Annotated in this window: 18 protein-coding genes; 4 read left to right on the top strand and 14 right to left on the bottom strand. The window is 31.6% G+C overall.

The genetic code is table 11. The features are described 5' to 3' along the window. Positions 1-35 precede the first annotated feature (35 nt). The 9 genes from D3P13_RS05420 to D3P13_RS05460 form a co-directional block, all read right to left on the bottom strand. Positions 36-488: a cupin domain-containing protein gene (locus D3P13_RS05420; protein ID WP_117880308.1), complete on the bottom strand. Its 453-nt coding sequence runs from the start codon at positions 486-488 to the stop codon at positions 36-38. Between the two features lie 22 nt (positions 489-510). Then, complete coding sequence (locus D3P13_RS05425) at positions 511-1554, bottom strand: methyltransferase (RefSeq protein ID WP_117880309.1); 1044 nt, start codon at positions 1552-1554, stop codon at positions 511-513. Positions 1555-1625: 71 nt separating this feature from the next. Further along, positions 1626-2090 (bottom strand): ester cyclase, encoded by a 465-nt coding sequence (locus D3P13_RS05430; protein ID WP_117880310.1) that lies wholly within the window; start codon positions 2088-2090, stop codon positions 1626-1628. Positions 2091-2115: 25 nt separating this feature from the next. Then, complete coding sequence (locus tag D3P13_RS05435) at positions 2116-2451, bottom strand: hypothetical protein (RefSeq protein WP_117880311.1); 336 nt, start codon at positions 2449-2451, stop codon at positions 2116-2118. A gap of 27 nt (positions 2452-2478) precedes the next feature. Further along, a complete protein-coding gene (locus tag D3P13_RS05440; protein ID WP_117880312.1) occupies positions 2479-3417 on the bottom strand; it encodes an NAD-dependent epimerase/dehydratase family protein in 939 nt (312 codons plus the stop codon). Between the two features lie 76 nt (positions 3418-3493). Continuing rightward, entirely contained in the window at positions 3494-4012 is a 519-nt protein-coding gene (locus D3P13_RS05445) for a nuclear transport factor 2-like protein (RefSeq protein ID WP_117880313.1), read from the bottom strand. A 111-nt stretch (positions 4013-4123) separates the two neighbouring features. Continuing rightward, positions 4124-4642 (bottom strand): nuclear transport factor 2 family protein, encoded by a 519-nt coding sequence (locus tag D3P13_RS05450; RefSeq protein WP_117880314.1) that lies wholly within the window; start codon positions 4640-4642, stop codon positions 4124-4126. A gap of 20 nt (positions 4643-4662) precedes the next feature. Continuing rightward, on the bottom strand, positions 4663-5433 hold the full coding sequence (locus tag D3P13_RS05455; protein ID WP_117880315.1) for a hypothetical protein: 771 nt from the start codon (positions 5431-5433) through the stop codon (positions 4663-4665). A gap of 40 nt (positions 5434-5473) precedes the next feature. After that, positions 5474-5986 (bottom strand): ester cyclase, encoded by a 513-nt coding sequence (locus D3P13_RS05460; RefSeq protein ID WP_117880316.1) that lies wholly within the window; start codon positions 5984-5986, stop codon positions 5474-5476. Between the two features lie 174 nt (positions 5987-6160). On the opposite strand from D3P13_RS05460, the gene D3P13_RS05465 reads away from it, so the two are divergent. Then, positions 6161-8125 (top strand): sensor histidine kinase, encoded by a 1965-nt coding sequence (locus tag D3P13_RS05465; protein ID WP_117880317.1) that lies wholly within the window; start codon positions 6161-6163, stop codon positions 8123-8125. On the opposite strand, the gene D3P13_RS05470 is transcribed toward D3P13_RS05465, so the two are convergent. Continuing rightward, positions 8122-8850 (bottom strand): LytR/AlgR family response regulator transcription factor, encoded by a 729-nt coding sequence (locus D3P13_RS05470; RefSeq protein ID WP_117880318.1) that lies wholly within the window; start codon positions 8848-8850, stop codon positions 8122-8124. The two genes, D3P13_RS05465 and D3P13_RS05470, sit on opposite strands and share 4 nt — an antisense overlap. 240 nt (positions 8851-9090) lie before the next feature. Here D3P13_RS05470 and typA point away from each other — a divergent pair, with 240 nt between their 5' ends. The 3 genes from typA to D3P13_RS22340 all read left to right on the top strand — a co-directional run bounded on the left by typA (position 9091) and on the right by D3P13_RS22340 (position 12633). Continuing rightward, complete coding sequence (gene typA / locus D3P13_RS05475) at positions 9091-10863, top strand: translational GTPase TypA (protein ID WP_117880319.1); 1773 nt, start codon at positions 9091-9093, stop codon at positions 10861-10863. 255 nt (positions 10864-11118) lie between these two features. Beyond that, a complete protein-coding gene (locus D3P13_RS05480; RefSeq protein WP_117880320.1) occupies positions 11119-11607 on the top strand; it encodes a c-type cytochrome in 489 nt (162 codons plus the stop codon). A gap of 138 nt (positions 11608-11745) precedes the next feature. After that, complete coding sequence (locus D3P13_RS22340; RefSeq protein WP_117880321.1) at positions 11746-12633, top strand: FKBP-type peptidyl-prolyl cis-trans isomerase; 888 nt, start codon at positions 11746-11748, stop codon at positions 12631-12633. A 134-nt stretch (positions 12634-12767) separates the two neighbouring features. Here D3P13_RS22340 and D3P13_RS05490 read toward each other — a convergent pair whose 3' ends face one another. The 4 genes from D3P13_RS05490 to smpB all read right to left on the bottom strand — a co-directional run bounded on the left by D3P13_RS05490 (position 12768) and on the right by smpB (position 15729). Next, a complete protein-coding gene (locus tag D3P13_RS05490) occupies positions 12768-13412 on the bottom strand; it encodes a porin family protein (protein ID WP_117880322.1) in 645 nt (214 codons plus the stop codon). A gap of 361 nt (positions 13413-13773) precedes the next feature. Continuing rightward, positions 13774-14355: a Maf family nucleotide pyrophosphatase gene (locus D3P13_RS05495; protein ID WP_117880323.1), complete on the bottom strand. Its 582-nt coding sequence runs from the start codon at positions 14353-14355 to the stop codon at positions 13774-13776. Next, the gene (locus D3P13_RS05500; protein WP_117880324.1) at positions 14342-15274 is read right to left on the bottom strand and encodes a geranylgeranylglycerol-phosphate geranylgeranyltransferase; all 933 of its coding nucleotides are present in this window, start codon (positions 15272-15274) and stop codon (positions 14342-14344) included. The genes D3P13_RS05495 and D3P13_RS05500 overlap by 14 nt, the downstream gene beginning before the upstream one ends. Next, positions 15271-15729, bottom strand: coding sequence for an SsrA-binding protein SmpB (smpB, locus tag D3P13_RS05505; RefSeq protein WP_117880325.1), 459 nt, complete (start codon positions 15727-15729; stop codon positions 15271-15273). The genes D3P13_RS05500 and smpB overlap by 4 nt, the downstream gene beginning before the upstream one ends. Between the last annotated feature and the right edge of the window lie 159 nt (positions 15730-15888).

Here is a 15888-nt window from a genome sequence, read left to right on the forward strand (position 1 = left end):
ATGGTATTGATTTAATAGTTCATATAATTTTATGATTATCGTTTCATTTCAACGCGAATAAGATGTATGGATAATGTACCGCTTAAGTTTTTGACATAATAAGGTGGTTGAGCATCCAGCCAAATGGTGGTAGGTAATTTTTGGTCAGAAGGCATTTTGCTGGTGTCGATATTGACATTTCCATTGGCATCATAATCAATAAAATGACCACGTTCCAGTACATCGATAACACTTGGCCATCGATGATGGTGTAGGCTTCCGGTTTCTCCCGGTTTCAATGTAACTTCCAAGACCCTAACCTCGTCATTCTCCAATAAAATTTTATGGGTTTTTCCAGCGGACACAACAGCATCAAGCTCTATGGACCAATCCTTTGGTTCCATTGCTTTATAGTCAATGGATGGACTCTCTGTTTTCTCTTGGCTAAAACCATTCAGAGAGATGGACACAAAAAATAGCATTGTGAGGAAGTGTTTAGTTGTTTTCATTTTTATGTATATTAAAGGCTTATTATTTATAAGCGATTGCAGCACTGGATGGTCCTGCTAATGGCATCAATTCAGTAGATGTAAAGCCTACTTTTTTTGTCCATCGGTTGAAATCGTCAAAGGTATAATCAAACCCATCACCGGTTTCAATAAGCATGTTCAGGCTCATCATCATCCCAAAAACGTTTTGTTTTCTATCATTGTCAATAACATTTTCAATGGCGATAAAAGCACCTCCTTTTGGTAGTGCATCATAAGCAATTTGCATCAGATTTATTTTAGTGACTTCATCCCAATCGTGCAATATATTTCCCATAGTTACGATATCTGCTTTTGGCAGTCCAATCTTGAAAAAATCACCGCTCAAAACTTTTACACGATCTTCTAACTGGAATTTTTGAATGGTTTCGTTCGCCATAGTTTCCAGCGGAAGTAAGTCGAACGTGGTACAGCTTATATGTGGATTATTTTTGGCGACCATCGCAGAAAGTACGCCTGCCGAACCTCCTGCATCTACCAAAGTTTTGTAGTTTGAAAAATCAAACTTTTGTGCTAAAACCATAAAATTTCCCATTTGTACACCTGTCATTCCATTTACGAAGTTTTTTAATAAGTCGGGATTGCCATAAATTAAGTCGAAAATGCCTTCGCCGCCATCCTTGGCTTCATTCTGAATCAAGCCTGTTTTTAAACCATCATCTAGATTTCCCCAAAATTCCCAGAGTCTATTGTTCATCATTTCAAGAATTCCACCGATATAAGAAGGTTTCGTTTTATCCAAAAACACATCAGTGTCTAAAGTGTTTGAGTAGCGGGCGGTTTCCAAGAGACCTTCTCGTTTCAAAAATCCAAATCCCGTCAGACAGTCCAAAAAGTCGTAAGTGTTTCTGTCTGTACATTTCAAATCCATTAAAGATTTGAGGTTCTTGGCAGACTGATTCGATTGCTTTGCAAGATGTGTAAAGAGTTCGAAATTTACTGCTGTCAAAAGTATTTTTGATGCCCAAAATCCTGATCCCATTTGAAGGATTGCTGCTGGTGTTGGTTGTGTGGTTGAGGTTTCCATCTTTTATATAGATTTTAGTTTAATTTTACTCAATTTTAATTGTCACTATCATATTTAAGTTGTCTGTTATATTAATTAGTATCAAAACTACCTATGGGTTCTTTGATAAGTCCGTTGTTATCTAATTTCCAAACTTCGAATCCACTGATATTTACTTTTTTTCCTGTGCCCTTTGGGCCAATGTTAGTTCCGGTCAATGTCCAATAAAACTCGATTCCTTTCGTGGTTTTGACTAAGCTATCTAAAGCGACAATCATGTCAGGAAATGCGGTTATATAGCTTTGAGCCACCTTAGAGATAGCGTCGCGTCCAACAACGGGTTTTTCATTATCGACTTTAAGCGAGCCATTAGAAGTAAAGATTTTTGAGTAAGCTTCTGTATCTTGCCCTGACCATGCTTTTGCATATTTTTTTCCGCAGTTATTGGCTATTGTGTCGCTAGTGATTTTTGACTCAATTGATCCTTTACAATTTATGATTGAAATTGATAAAATGAAACTCAATAAAACGAGTAGGATGACTATTTTCGATTTCATTCTTAGGGTTGATAGCGTTTTATTTTTAATACAAAATATTATCAAGCACTTTTTCTAGATAGCGTTCATTGGTTACGAATTTATCATCTGAATTGAAAATTTTAAAGACGTCTCTTTTCAGATCATTGAGTTCTTCGTGTGTATATTCATGTTTTCCAATAACAAATTCTATCTTATCAAATCTAGTATCTTCATCATCTTTTTTAAACTCCTTATATATTGGTTTAAAGGTTGATTTATCTGCACTAGATTTTATTAGTTTCAATTCTTTTTTCTTTATTTTTGAATCTGCATTTGCACATAGTAACAGGATGTATATTTTTAATTCATTTTTGGTCCAATTGGGTTGATTATATTCCATAGTTTACGGTTTAATAAGCTGTTTTTATTAATTAGAATATCGGTTTAACGTTTTTTTTACCATTTGAAAAGTTATACCTAAGTCATTTACTGCCAGTTGGTTTTGATAAATAACTTTCGGTGCATTTTTTGACTCTTGGTTATTTAACATCAAAGAAATATCTGATACAGAATACGTTTGGCTTGTGAGTAAATAATTCTTACCATGTAAACCAGAAGTTGTAGCTGATTTATAAATACTCTTGGCCACATCTTTAACATCAACAATAGCGAATTCAGCATTGGTGTCAAACAGCATTTGCACAAATGGATTAGGTGCAAGCTTGTTTTTAATTAGATATTGTAAACCCGTAGAGGTAGAATCTTCGCGTTGCGACATTGATTTTCCAAAAACAGCCACAGGAGAAACACTTGTAATTTCAAAATCTAGATCAGGATGGTTCTTTATAAATGTATTGACAGTTTGATTAGCCATAAATTTTGCTTGTGCGTAAGGATGACTTTCTTTACTTTTAAAAGGGGTATCATTTTCATTATAGGTATCCTTTGGTGTTTTACCTCCTGCAGGTAATGGAAAATTAGTGTTCCAAGCTGCTACAGATGCAATCAAAACAACCTTTTTAACTTTTGGTGTTTCCGCAATAACTTCCAAAAAGTTTTCAGTTCCTTTAATAGTTGGATCGAATAATTCATTTTTTGCATCCTTAAAATCCAATTGAAATGGGGTACCACCATGAATAACAATATCACAGTCTGATACAAAATCTTTAAGCAATGCTTTATCAGTAACGTTTAGCTCGCTAATTTGAAGTTTGTCAGAATGCATTAAATTACTTAAATGGGCATACTTTTCCTTTTTTGAGATATCAGTACTGGATACTTTTACTTGAAAATTTTGATCTAAAAACGTTTTGGTGATATAGCTTCCAATAAAGCCAGAGCCACCAATAATTCCCACTTTTTTCATGTTTATTAATTTTTTATTGAAATATTAATCGCTAAGCGTTTGTATTACTTAGCGATTAATAAGTATTAATTAAAGATTACTTTTTTGGAGGGATTAATGTCCATCCTGTGTTTTTCATAATATTAGAACTATCATAAAAATATCGCATCATTATTATTTTACCATTTGCAACTAAACTGGCAATATGATATGGAATAACTATTGTATTTTCTGTCTCTTTATTTGTAATTGTATTTGTACCCCATGTTAGTACCCATTCACCTTCATTCCAATTATCTGTAACTTTAACAGGTAAATAAAGGTCACCACTTATAACATGTTTATAGTCGTCAGTACTTTTTTTATAATAAATGGTATGTTCTGCAACAGTGAGAGAATCTAAACCACTGCCTAAACCATAAATCATGGCATTTGAATCTAATGTAGCACTCATTTTGGCTATATCTGCCGCTTGTAAAGCATTAACATAAGTCCGTACGAGATTTAGAGCCGAATCTGCATTTTCAAATTTTAAGGTGGATTCTTGGGCATTTGAAATAACAGGCGTTAGAAATAAAACTAATGCCAATACCATTGTTGTTTTTATCGTTTTCATTTTTATATATTTAGGGAGTTATTAATTGATAAAATTTAATTACTTGATTATTCCTTTCTAAATTTTAAAAACAGTGTACTCATTGTTACCATTACTTTAAAATGCTAATTATCATTCTTCAGATCGCTCCTCATTAGCCAATTTTTCTTTTTCAGCTTCCATAGCTTGAATATTTAATAATACTTCAGTCGGATCCCAATAACCATATGCCTTAACAATTTTTCCATCCACAAATTGATAGGTTAGATGTATGGGCATCACAATTTTTTTACCATTTCCTGCCAATGTTGCATTCCATTGCAGCCAACAGTTTACCCAGGTATCACCGTCATCAGTGAGCACCATTTCATATTCAGGATCTTTATCAGAAAACATTCGAGATGCATAAAGAGCTTCTCTTTCTTGATGATACGCCTTTACTTCCGTTGGCGATATTGAATTATCTATTGTATTGTAGTATATTTTTGCACTATCTGCATAGATGCTTACATCAATTGTCTTTTTGTTATAATTATCAATAAGCTTTTTTACAGTTTCAATTTCAGGTGATTGTTCCGTGAAGCGTTTCACTTGCTTTTCACAAGCTGTAAAGAGAACTATTACAAGTCCTAATAGAATAATTTTTTTCATGGTTTCACTATTTTAAATTATTATTTTTTTGCAGTGTAACCTAAATCTGGACGCATCCATCCCGATTTAGTTTCATACTTATCTAATAATAGAAACATTTCTCCCATTAGTTTTTTACCTTCCTCACCAAGCAGGGTTTCTGTTTCATCAGATAATTCGATATAAGATTTTTCATCTTTTGCCGAAATGGTAACTAGATAATAGTCGCCCATAGTTCCAAATCCAGTATAGTAAATTCTAAAATACTCTTTCGCACCTTTCTTTGCATAAAGTGCTTTTATTTCTATAATTTTTGCTTTTAATTTCTGGATATTACTAGGCGTAACATGTAAAGAATGCCATTTTCTATAATTTTGTCCTTCCGTATTAGTAGTTAGCCCGTTTGGCATATAAGAAAGTTCAGGGTTTAACACTACAACACGGTCTCCATGTTTATCATAACACTCGTCGAAGCGTTTAAATAGGTCTCTGAATTTTTCTTCTCCCATTTTTTCAGATAATGGAGCCAATGGGTTTTTATCAAAATCACCCATGTTTTCAATAGGGGCAATACTTAAATAAGTACCATCATCAATACGTGCGGTTGCCCAATCAGCCCCTTTAAGGTCATGTTTTTTACATGCTTCGATAAATTCTTTTGTAATTTTTTCATATTCGGCTTGTTTAGAAGGTTTCACCTGGTCTTCATGAACCCAATAGGATTGGCGGTTATTAGTGTCTTGTGCATTTGTGACAATTGGATTTAGCATAAGCACAATTGCTAAGACCATCATTGTTTTAAAATTTTTCATTATAGTTAGTTTTAAGGTTTGTTATGAATATTAATTTTATTTATTCAGTAATAGGTGGATTTAGAGTAAACCCCAATTGTTGCAATAAATCCAATTCATTATAAAACACATCTTCTCTATAAATTTTATCTTCTTTATCAAAATAAAGATGTGAAATTCCGTTTATTTTTACTTTCTTACCAGTGGCGTTAATTTCACCAAAAATTCCAGTATGTGTACCTGTAAATATCCATACTATATAGGCTTCATTATCTTTAATGAGCTGGGATGGAAAAGTGAAATTCATATCTGGAAAGCCATTAAGAAAAATATGCATATTGGCTTTATGTTCACTAATATTAGATACCATTTGAATACCATTCATGTTTCTTATAAAAGATTCTGATAGTAACGTATCAACCCTATTTTTGCCTATGCTATTTTGAGCCACTAAATAACTAGAAACCTGAGCTTCGATAATAGGAGTAGCTTTGTTTTTAGTCGTTTTATTAGGCTGGGTACAAGAGACCATTAATAAAAGCATAAGAGCATAAGTGGTTGTAATAATCCGCATTGAGATTTCTTATTATAGACCCTAAATAATTGATTTATCACCTATAAAACAAGGAGATTAGGACGAAGTGCTGTGATTAGTGTCCGAAAGAGCTTTTTAATTTTTCAAAGCTTTTTACTACTTATAATAAATTTGGTAAATTAGCCTAACTCAAATAGATGTACTTTAATATAGATGGTAAAGAATTTAAAGAAGCAATTAATATGCACAACAATTACTATTTTAAGTACCATTTTTTGTTACGCTCAGATTATTGATTTAAGTAAAGAAAACCCTTATAAAAAGGTGTTTGTCGATACTGATAATTTTGGAGCTTCCTACTTAGATATTTTAGAAGTTGCCTTACCCAAAATAAAAACGGATACCATTAAATTTTCTGTGTTAAATGATTTGGCCTATTATTGGCATACACGAAATTTAAATAAAGCGTTGAGTTTTGCAATTCAGGGTTTACAAATAACCAAAGAGAAAAAAGATACGCTTTGGCATGGTAAGTTTCAGATAACACAAGGAGCAATTCTACTTCGAATGGAAAAATTAGACAGTGCTTTTTTTGTGTTGCAAGAGGCTAAAAGTAAAGTTAGGAAGCAAGATTTACCCAAGTTAAATACAGAATTAGGTTATGTTTTTGAAAGAAGAGGGTTAATAGCTAAAGCTGCTGATTATGCGTTAGAATCGCTGAGATTAGGTGAAGAGTTAAAAGATAAAAGAGTTATAGCACTGGCTTATAGTGATTTAAGTAATTTATTCTGGAAACAATCTAAATTTGATAAAGGGGTAGAATATGGATTAAAATCGGTTGCATTATTTGAAGAAGTTGGCATCAATGATTTAGATTATGACTTTACATTATATGTAGTTGGAAATAATTATTTAGAATTAAAACAAGAGGAAGAAGCTCTCAGTTACTACAATCATGCTATTGCAATTGGCGAACGCTATGGCTTTTATAACAATTTAAGTGATATTTATATTTCTTTAACTGATTTAAATGCTTATTTAAATAAATTTGACCAAGCAGCATTGGCAGGCGAGAATGCCATTAAATATGCCAACTTATTAGATAATAATTTTATGCTTATGCGATCTTGGCTTTCTTTGGGTAAAGCTCAGAATTTGGAAGGTAAATACCTCAGTGCTATAGAAAGTCTGCAAAATTCAATACGTATTGCAACGGCTGATTTTGGAGATAATTATTATTTAAGTCAAGCTTATAATAGCCTTGGTAGGGCTCACGCGGGTAATCATGATTATCAAGAAGCCTACGCTGCCTTTGCTCAATATGATCTATTGCAGAGTAAAGTTTTTACAGCTGAAGCTGATGAAAGAATTTCACTTTTACAAACGGAATTTGAAGTAGCTCAAAAAGAGAATACAATTAAGTTACAAGAAACGGAAATAAAAAAACAAAAGTTAAGAGAAACATTAATTATTGTTATTTCAGTGATGCTTTTTATAGTGCTAACGCTCATCTATTTTGCCTATCAAAACATCAGGAAGAAAAGGATTTTACTGCAGCAACAAAATGAAGAAAAAGAATTCTTATTAAAAGAAATTCATCATCGCGTTAAGAATAATTTGGAGATAGTTTCAAGTTTATTGGCATTACAATCAGCTCAAATAACCGATGAAAAAATGGTGAGTTTAATGTTGCATAGTCAAAACAGAGTGCATTCTATGAGTATGATCCATCAAAAATTATATCAACGAAATAATTTGTCAAATGTTGAAATGAAAGATTATTTTGTAAATCTAAGTCAGCATGTATTGGACTCTTTTGGAAATGACAATCGTATTTCATTGATAATCGATATGGAACCTCTAGAAGTTGATATTGATATGGCGATTCCACTTGGTTTAATAGTAAATGAATTGTTGACAAATGCCATGAAGTATGCATTTCCGAATAATACGAAAGGTACTATTTACATAGATTTAATACAACTAAATGAAAATGATTATAGCCTTAATTTTAGAGATAATGGTATTGGATTTGTGAAAAATGAAGAATCTAAAGGAACAGGGTTTGGTACTCAGTTAATTAATCTATTGGTAAGTCAATTGGGAGGTTTCATAGAAAAAAATAATGAAAATGGTGCTTCCATTTCTATTCAGTTCCGTTTTGAGAAAATAGCTTAGATGGTATGCAGTCTTTTCATTAAATCAATTTTAAATGATTTACTCATAGGGACAACTTTTTTAGATACCATTAAATGGGTTCCGGCTACTTCATCAATTTTAGAGAGATTTACAATATAAGATCGATGTACTCTTAAAAAATGTGCGTTGGGCAGTTTTTCATTAATATCTTTTAAGGTATTTACTATTAAAAACGCTTTGTCTTTGCAAAAAATGCGACAGTAATTGCGATCAGCTTCAATATAATATATGTTTTTAATCGATATTTTAACCATTTTATCATGATCTCTCACAAAAATGCAATCTTCTAATACATATGGGTTTTTCTGCTCTATTTTTTTTGATTCTAGCGTAATCGTGTCAATAGACAATTCTATGGCACGTTGTAAGTCTAAATTTTTAAAAGGTTTAGAGATAAATGCAGCTGGTTTTGTAGTTTTTGCTTCGTTAAAATAGGAATCATCTGTGTTAGCTGTTAGGTAAATTATTGGTATTTTATATTTAAACTGTATAAGTTTTGCAGTATCAATTCCGCTTAGTTTGCCTTTAAGTTGAATATCCATTAGTATAATGTCGGGTATATTTGCTTCTATTTGCTCTAAAGCATCTTCACCTCTAGACACCATACCTATGACCTCATAACCTAATTTTTGTAATTGAAGAGAAATATTAGCAGCAATAATCATTTCATCTTCTACTATAAAAATTTTTACAGGTACTGCCATTTTATCAAAGGGTTGGTTTGTAGAATGATAAAGATAAGTTTTATTTTTTTGATAACAATTATTGTATTATAAAAAGGAATGTCTTGTGGCATTTATTGTAATTATCTAAACTAATGGCTCTTGTAATCTCTAATGTTCGTGACAATTCAGCTTTTTTATTAAACCTAAATCGAAAAAATACATTCTTAAATCATTATTAATCAAATTAAACACTACTTTTGCACCTCGAAAAAAAAATATATGCAATCTATTAGAAACATAGCTATTATAGCTCACGTCGATCACGGTAAAACTACCCTAGTTGATAAAATTATTGACCAAGCCCATATCTTGGATGAACGTAAAGAGCGTACTGACTTATTGTTAGACAACAATGATTTAGAACGTGAACGTGGTATTACTATCTTGTCCAAAAATGTATCTGTTGTTTATAAAGGAGTAAAGATAAATGTAATTGATACCCCTGGTCACGCCGATTTTGGTGGAGAGGTAGAGCGTGTATTAAAAATGGCTGATGGTGTTTTATTACTAGTAGATGCATTTGAAGGTCCTATGCCTCAGACTCGTTTTGTATTAGGTAAAGCTTTAGAATTGGGTTTAACACCAATTGTGGTAGTAAACAAAGTTGATAAAGAAAATTGTACACCTGATATTGTACATGAAAAAGTTTTTGATCTTATGTTTGCTTTAGATGCAACAGAAGAACAATTAGATTTTACAACTATATATGGTTCAGCTAAAAATGGTTGGATGAGTACAGATTGGCAAAAACCTACTACTGATATTGTAGCTTTGTTAGATGCCGTTTTGGAATCGATACCAGAGTCTCCTTATAATGAAGGAACTCCTCAAATGCAAATTACCTCTTTAGATTTTTCTGCATTTACAGGAAGAATTGCTATTGGACGAATTTTTCGTGGAGATTTAGAAGTTGCTAAAGATTACATGTTATGTAAAGCTGATGGCACTACTAAAAAAGTAAGAATTAAAGAATTACACGTATTTGAAGGGATGGGTAAAGCCCAAGTTGAAAAAGTACGTTGTGGAGATATTTGTGCAATAACTGGTCTTGACGGATTTGAAATTGGTGATACAATTGCAGATTTAGAAAATCCAGAAGCATTGCCAAGAACAGAAATTGATCAACCAACAATGAGTATGTTGTTTACAATAAACAACTCTCCATTTTTTGGTAAGGAAGGTAAATTTGTTACTTCTCGTCATTTACGTGATAGATTATTCAAAGAATTAGAGAAAAATTTAGCTCTTAAAGTTGAAACAACTGATTCTGAAGATAAGTTTATCGTATTTGGGCGTGGTGTATTGCATTTATCAGTTTTGATAGAGACGATGCGTCGTGAAGGTTACGAATTACAAGTAGGCCGTCCTCAAGTAATTTTAAAAGAAATTGATGGTAAGAAATGTGAGCCTTTTGAAACGCTTGTAATAGATGTTCCAGAAGAGGTTTCATCAAAAGCTGTACATTTAGTTTCTTTGAGAAAAGGTGACTTGTTGGTAATGGAGCCTAAAGGAGATTTACAACATTTAGAATTCAACATTCCTTCAAGAGGGTTGATTGGATTACGTAATAAAATATTAACAGCAACTGCTGGTCAAGCAATTGTAAATCATAGATTTAATTCATATGAACCTTTTAAAGGTGAATTTTCTGATGAGCCAAAAGGAGCTATTATTTCAGCTGCCGCAGGTAAAGCTACTGCTTATGCATTAGACCGTTTACAAGACAGAGGAAGGTTTTTTATTGATCCTAACGATGAGATTTATGTCGGTCAAGTCATAGGAGAAAATAGTAAAACAGAAGACATGTCAGTAAACTTAATAAAAGGAAAGCAATTGACAAATATGCGTAAATCAGGTACTGATGAGGCAATGAAAATTTTTCCTAAAGTAGATTTTTCTTTAGAGGAATGTATGGAGTATATTAAAGATGATGAGTATTTAGAAATTACACCAAAGAGCTTACGTATGCGTAAGATTACTTTTAAAGCGTAAGTCTATACTAAAGATAAAACATGATGTAACTTAAGTTTACTCATGTATAGTTAAGTATTGTTTTTGTTGTGAATCTTCATAACAAAAACAATACTTTTTTGTTTTGCATAATAATAATAATAACCTTCCAATTATAATGTAAACTATTATTGAGTGTTCTGAAAAGGATTTCATTTACCAAAAAGTTTTTCATTATATGATGAATATCATTTTTTTAAGATAAGAGAAAAGTTAGTTTTGAAAAAGACTTAAAATATGAAAAATCTAATGTTATGCTCTGTAATATTATTTGCGTTAGTAAGCTGTAATACCGATAAAAAATCATCAACACAAGCTACACTTTCTACTACTAAGACCACAGAACAGCAAGAAGAAGCCTATACGTTGTTTAAAAACACGTGTTATGCTTGCCATAGTATAACTAGTACATCTCATGATGAGATTATAGCACCACCAATGATAGCCGTAAAGAAAAGATACTTAATGGCTAATCCTCAAAAAGAAGATTTCATTAATGCTATCGTTAATTTCTCTAAAGAGCCAACTGAGCAAAAAGCATTAATGTTTGGAGCAGTACAGCAATTTAGAGTAATGACAAATCTTAATTATAAAGAGGAAGACTTAAAAAAAATAGCAACTTATATTTATGAAAATGATATTGAAAAACCAGTTTGGTTTGATGCTCATTTTAATGAACAAGGAGGAGGTAGAATGGGAGCTGGAAGACAAGGCAATAACAATTAGTATTTAATATAAGAATGCTATACTTACTAATAATAACAGCACATTCATAAGTTGCCTTTATAATTTTTTGTTAAATGTAGTTTACTTATATGTATTTTAGAAAATAGATGTAAATTGCAAGCTCAAAAAAAATAACAGATGAAATTGAAATTTAACGCTATATTTTACATTTTTATATTAGGATTAGTACTTGTTTCTTGTAAAAAGGACGATGATGATGATACAATACCTCATGACCCTGAAGCACAGGCATTATTAGATGATGATTTATTAGTAGATTACTTACAAACACATTATTATATTCCACCCGCTGCAGGAGAGTCTTTTGGTGTTATTGATACAATTTTAAATGGAGAAGAGTCTTTATTTTTACAAGTGGAAACAGAAAATTTAACTTATGATGAAATTGATTATAAGTTATATTATTTGGTTTTAGAACAAGGAGAAAATATTAGTGCAACGCGTTATGATTCAGTATTTGTAAATTATAGAGGATTTACATTAGATAGCTTGAAATTTGATGAAAATAAAAACATATGGCTTAATATTGGAGGGTCAGTATCATCTCAAGGTGTAAGTTCTGGAGTTATTCAAGGGTGGAAATATGGTTTCCCCCACTTTAAAAGCGGTACAAATGTATCTGTACCAGGAGAACCGATTTCTTTTGAAAACACAGGTAAAGGGGTTCTATTTATACCTTCTGGTTTAGCCTACAGTAATTTTGGTAGTAATGCCATTGGACCTAATGAATCCTTGATATTCTTTATTGATTTAAATATGGTTGTAAAGACTGATTATGATAATGACGGTATTTTAAATGAGTATGAAGACTTAAATAATGATGGTGAGATTATTGATGATGATACTGACGGTGATTTAAGCCCTGATTTTATAGATACTGATGATGATGGTGACGGTATATTAACTAGAGATGAGAATGCAGACCCAAATGGAGATGGTAATCCTGTAGATGCCCTTGATTCAGATGGAGATAATATACCAGATTATTTAGATTCTGATAGTTAGAAATTAGTATTCCGTTGGCAGTATTTTAATTTCGTATTCAATTAAGACAACAACAAAAAAGCACCAAATTCATCGAATTTGGTGCTTTTTTTACATATTATTGATTTACTGAAGCGTGTTACCGCTACTGTAAATTACCTTCTATTATCATTAAATCGATAAGATAAACCAAATATAATCTGATTGGGTCTATTGTCTACTTCAATACCAGTATTTAGAACACCATTATCTAAGTCACCTTTTAAGTCGTTTGAAAATCCTTTTTCCCATCTTACATCAAGACCGAATCTTCCAAGTTCTAAGCCTGTTCCAATTTGAAGTCCAACGCTAAAATCGTTGGTTTTAAGATTTTCAAATTCACTTTGACTAAAGTCAGATTTTGTAATATACTGAATAGATGGACCCGCAAAAATATGTACGGGACCAATAATTTTTGTACCCAATAAAATAGGAATGTCTATTTTTTTGGTTTTAAAATCGGTATTCACATTTTCATCGGGATTATTATACGAGTTATTTAACTGTGTATAATTAATCTCTGGACGTAAATACAATCCTAAAAAATGAATACGTGACCATAAGCCAAGATGGAAGCCAGCTTTGTTATCAGCTCCTGAAATTAAATTTTCGGCATTACTACCGACTTCAGAAACGACTTCAGAGAGATCGCCACCAAAGTTGTAATTGAGTCCGCCTTTAAAGCCGACGTCAATTTTTTGTGCAAATACTAAACTTGAGGTTAAGGTAAGGGTTAGTAGTGTTAATACTAATTTTCTCATAATAATTAATTTTAGTTAAATGTATTCATAGAACTCATCATAACTTTTTCTATTTCCTAAAAAATAACTGAAATTTGTCCATATTTTGTTACTTTTCTCGTATGTAGCGATGCTATATCCTATAAAAAGTGCCTCATCTGGTTAAATTTCAACTTATTTTCGGTTAAAAGCAATAAGTCAAGATAAGTTCTTTACTAAAACGCAAAATTCGAGCCAATATGCAGAATGTTGATAACTCCTAAATGTTAAAATTATTGTACAATAGTCAAATTCCCTATAAAAAAAGGTGGTAACACGTTTCGAAACTTTCAAATAAAATAAAATAATTAACTAAACGAATACCGTTAACAACTTTCTAGAATTATAATTTCATCATTTCTTTGTAAAATTTATGGATGGGAAAACCCATTACATTATAAAAACTTCCTTCTATTTTTTCCACAGCAACATATCCTAACCATTCTTGAATACCATACGCTCCAGCCTTATCAAATGGTTTGTAATTATCGATATAAAAATCGATTTCCTCATCCGTTAATTTTTTAAAATGAACAGTTGTGGTATCGCTAATAATTGTTTTTTTGCTTTTTGTTTTTAAACAAATGGAGCTGATGGCTTCATGTTGTTTTTCAGATAATAAATTCAACATTTCTTTAGCCTCTTCGGCATTCTTGGGCTTCCCTAACACCTTACCAGACACTCTAACTAAGGTATCTGCTGTTATAAGGATATCATTATCTTCTAACGTGTTTTCGTAAGCATCAGCTTTTAATTCAGCTAAATAACTTGTAATTTCATTACCGTGTAAATATTTCGGATAATCTTCATCAACATCAATAGAAACCGTGGTAAAAGGGATTCTTAAATCTCTAAGAAATTGTTTTCTTCTGGAGGATTGAGATCCTAATAAGATATTGTAATTTTTTAATTTATCGGTCAGCATAATAAATAGTTAAGGAGAGTATTACTATAGAAAAAATTCCTAATAGCATAATTAATTTTAATAGTCTACTTGCTCTAATATAATCTTTTTTAGACTTGGCATACAATATTTTTGTCATAAAATAGAGTAGGGGCAATAGCACTACAATTAGCATGTAAGCCAAAACAAATGGTACATTAGAAAAGCTGTTAAAGCTATAGGATGTAATTATTATTAATGGAAAAAAACTGAGGGCAAAAATGACAGTATTTGCTCTTTTTCTACCTAAAATAATAGGTAGTGTTTTCATGTTCATGTATTTGTCACCATTTACATCTTCGGCATCCTTTACCATTTCACGTAACAGCATAAATATAAAGGCAAAAACAGCATAATCTATCAACACTCTAAAAGCGTAATACTGTTTAATATCGTTTTCTTCAGTAACCATGGGAATGATGTCAAAAACACCAACAATTAGAATACTCATTGAAACTAATAATGATACGATTACATTACCAATTAAAGGTCTTTTTTTTAAGTCTGAGTTATATACTTTTAATAATAAAATGGTAATTACAAAAATGGCTACAAAAGAAAGCTTGTCAACAGTGTGAGCCACATATAATCCACATAACAGTCCTATACTGTTAAATATGTTATAGAGAAAGTTTGCTTGTTTTTTACTTATTTTTCGGCTCACTAAAACTTTGGTAGGTTTGTTAATTTTGTCGGCTTCAACATCATAAATATCATTCATAATGTAACCTGCAGCTGCAATTATAAGCGTAGTAAAAACTAATATTGCAAAAGTAACATTGGATAATGCTGTATCAATTGAAAAGGAAGGGAAATAAACATACTTAAATAGAATTTGAATAAGAGCTAACATTACCAAGTTCTTCCACCGAACAAGTTGAAAAAAAGAGCTCAATGTCATTTATAGATTTTTTTTATCCTATCTAAATTTCTTTTGCTGTCTCTATCCTTTAATGTTTCTCGTTTGTCATAGAGTTTTTTACCCTTTGCCAACCCTATTTCTAGCTTAGCCCAACCTTTATCCGTTAGAAATAATTTAAGTGGAACGATGGTCAGTCCAACATTCTGTACTTCTTTTTGTAGTTTTTTTAATTCACGTTTATTAAGGAGTAAGCGGCGTTCACTTTTGGGTTTATGATTGTATATATTTCCATTAATATATTCTTCAATAAACATATTAATAGCGAAAAGTTCACCTTTTTCATTAAACTCACAAAAGCTCTCCGTAATACGAGCTTTACTAGCTCTAATTGACTTTATTTCAGTACCTGTAAGTTGAATTCCAGCCACGTAAGTGTCTAAAATTTCATACTCAAAACGAGCTTTTTTGTTCCTTATGTTAATCTTTGGTTGCATTACTACAAAATTAACTAAAATTGGAAGATTAAAAAGATTAAAGCTTTAATATTTATAAGAAGAATTGACAATTTAAGGTTATCTCTAGATAATAGCTATGGCGTATATCGCTAATCACAACATACTATGAGATTTTAGAATTTAGTTTTGGGCTAATAA

This window comes from Aureibaculum luteum (genome assembly GCF_003449015.1).
GTDB lineage: Bacteria > Bacteroidota > Bacteroidia > Flavobacteriales > Flavobacteriaceae > Aureibaculum > Aureibaculum luteum.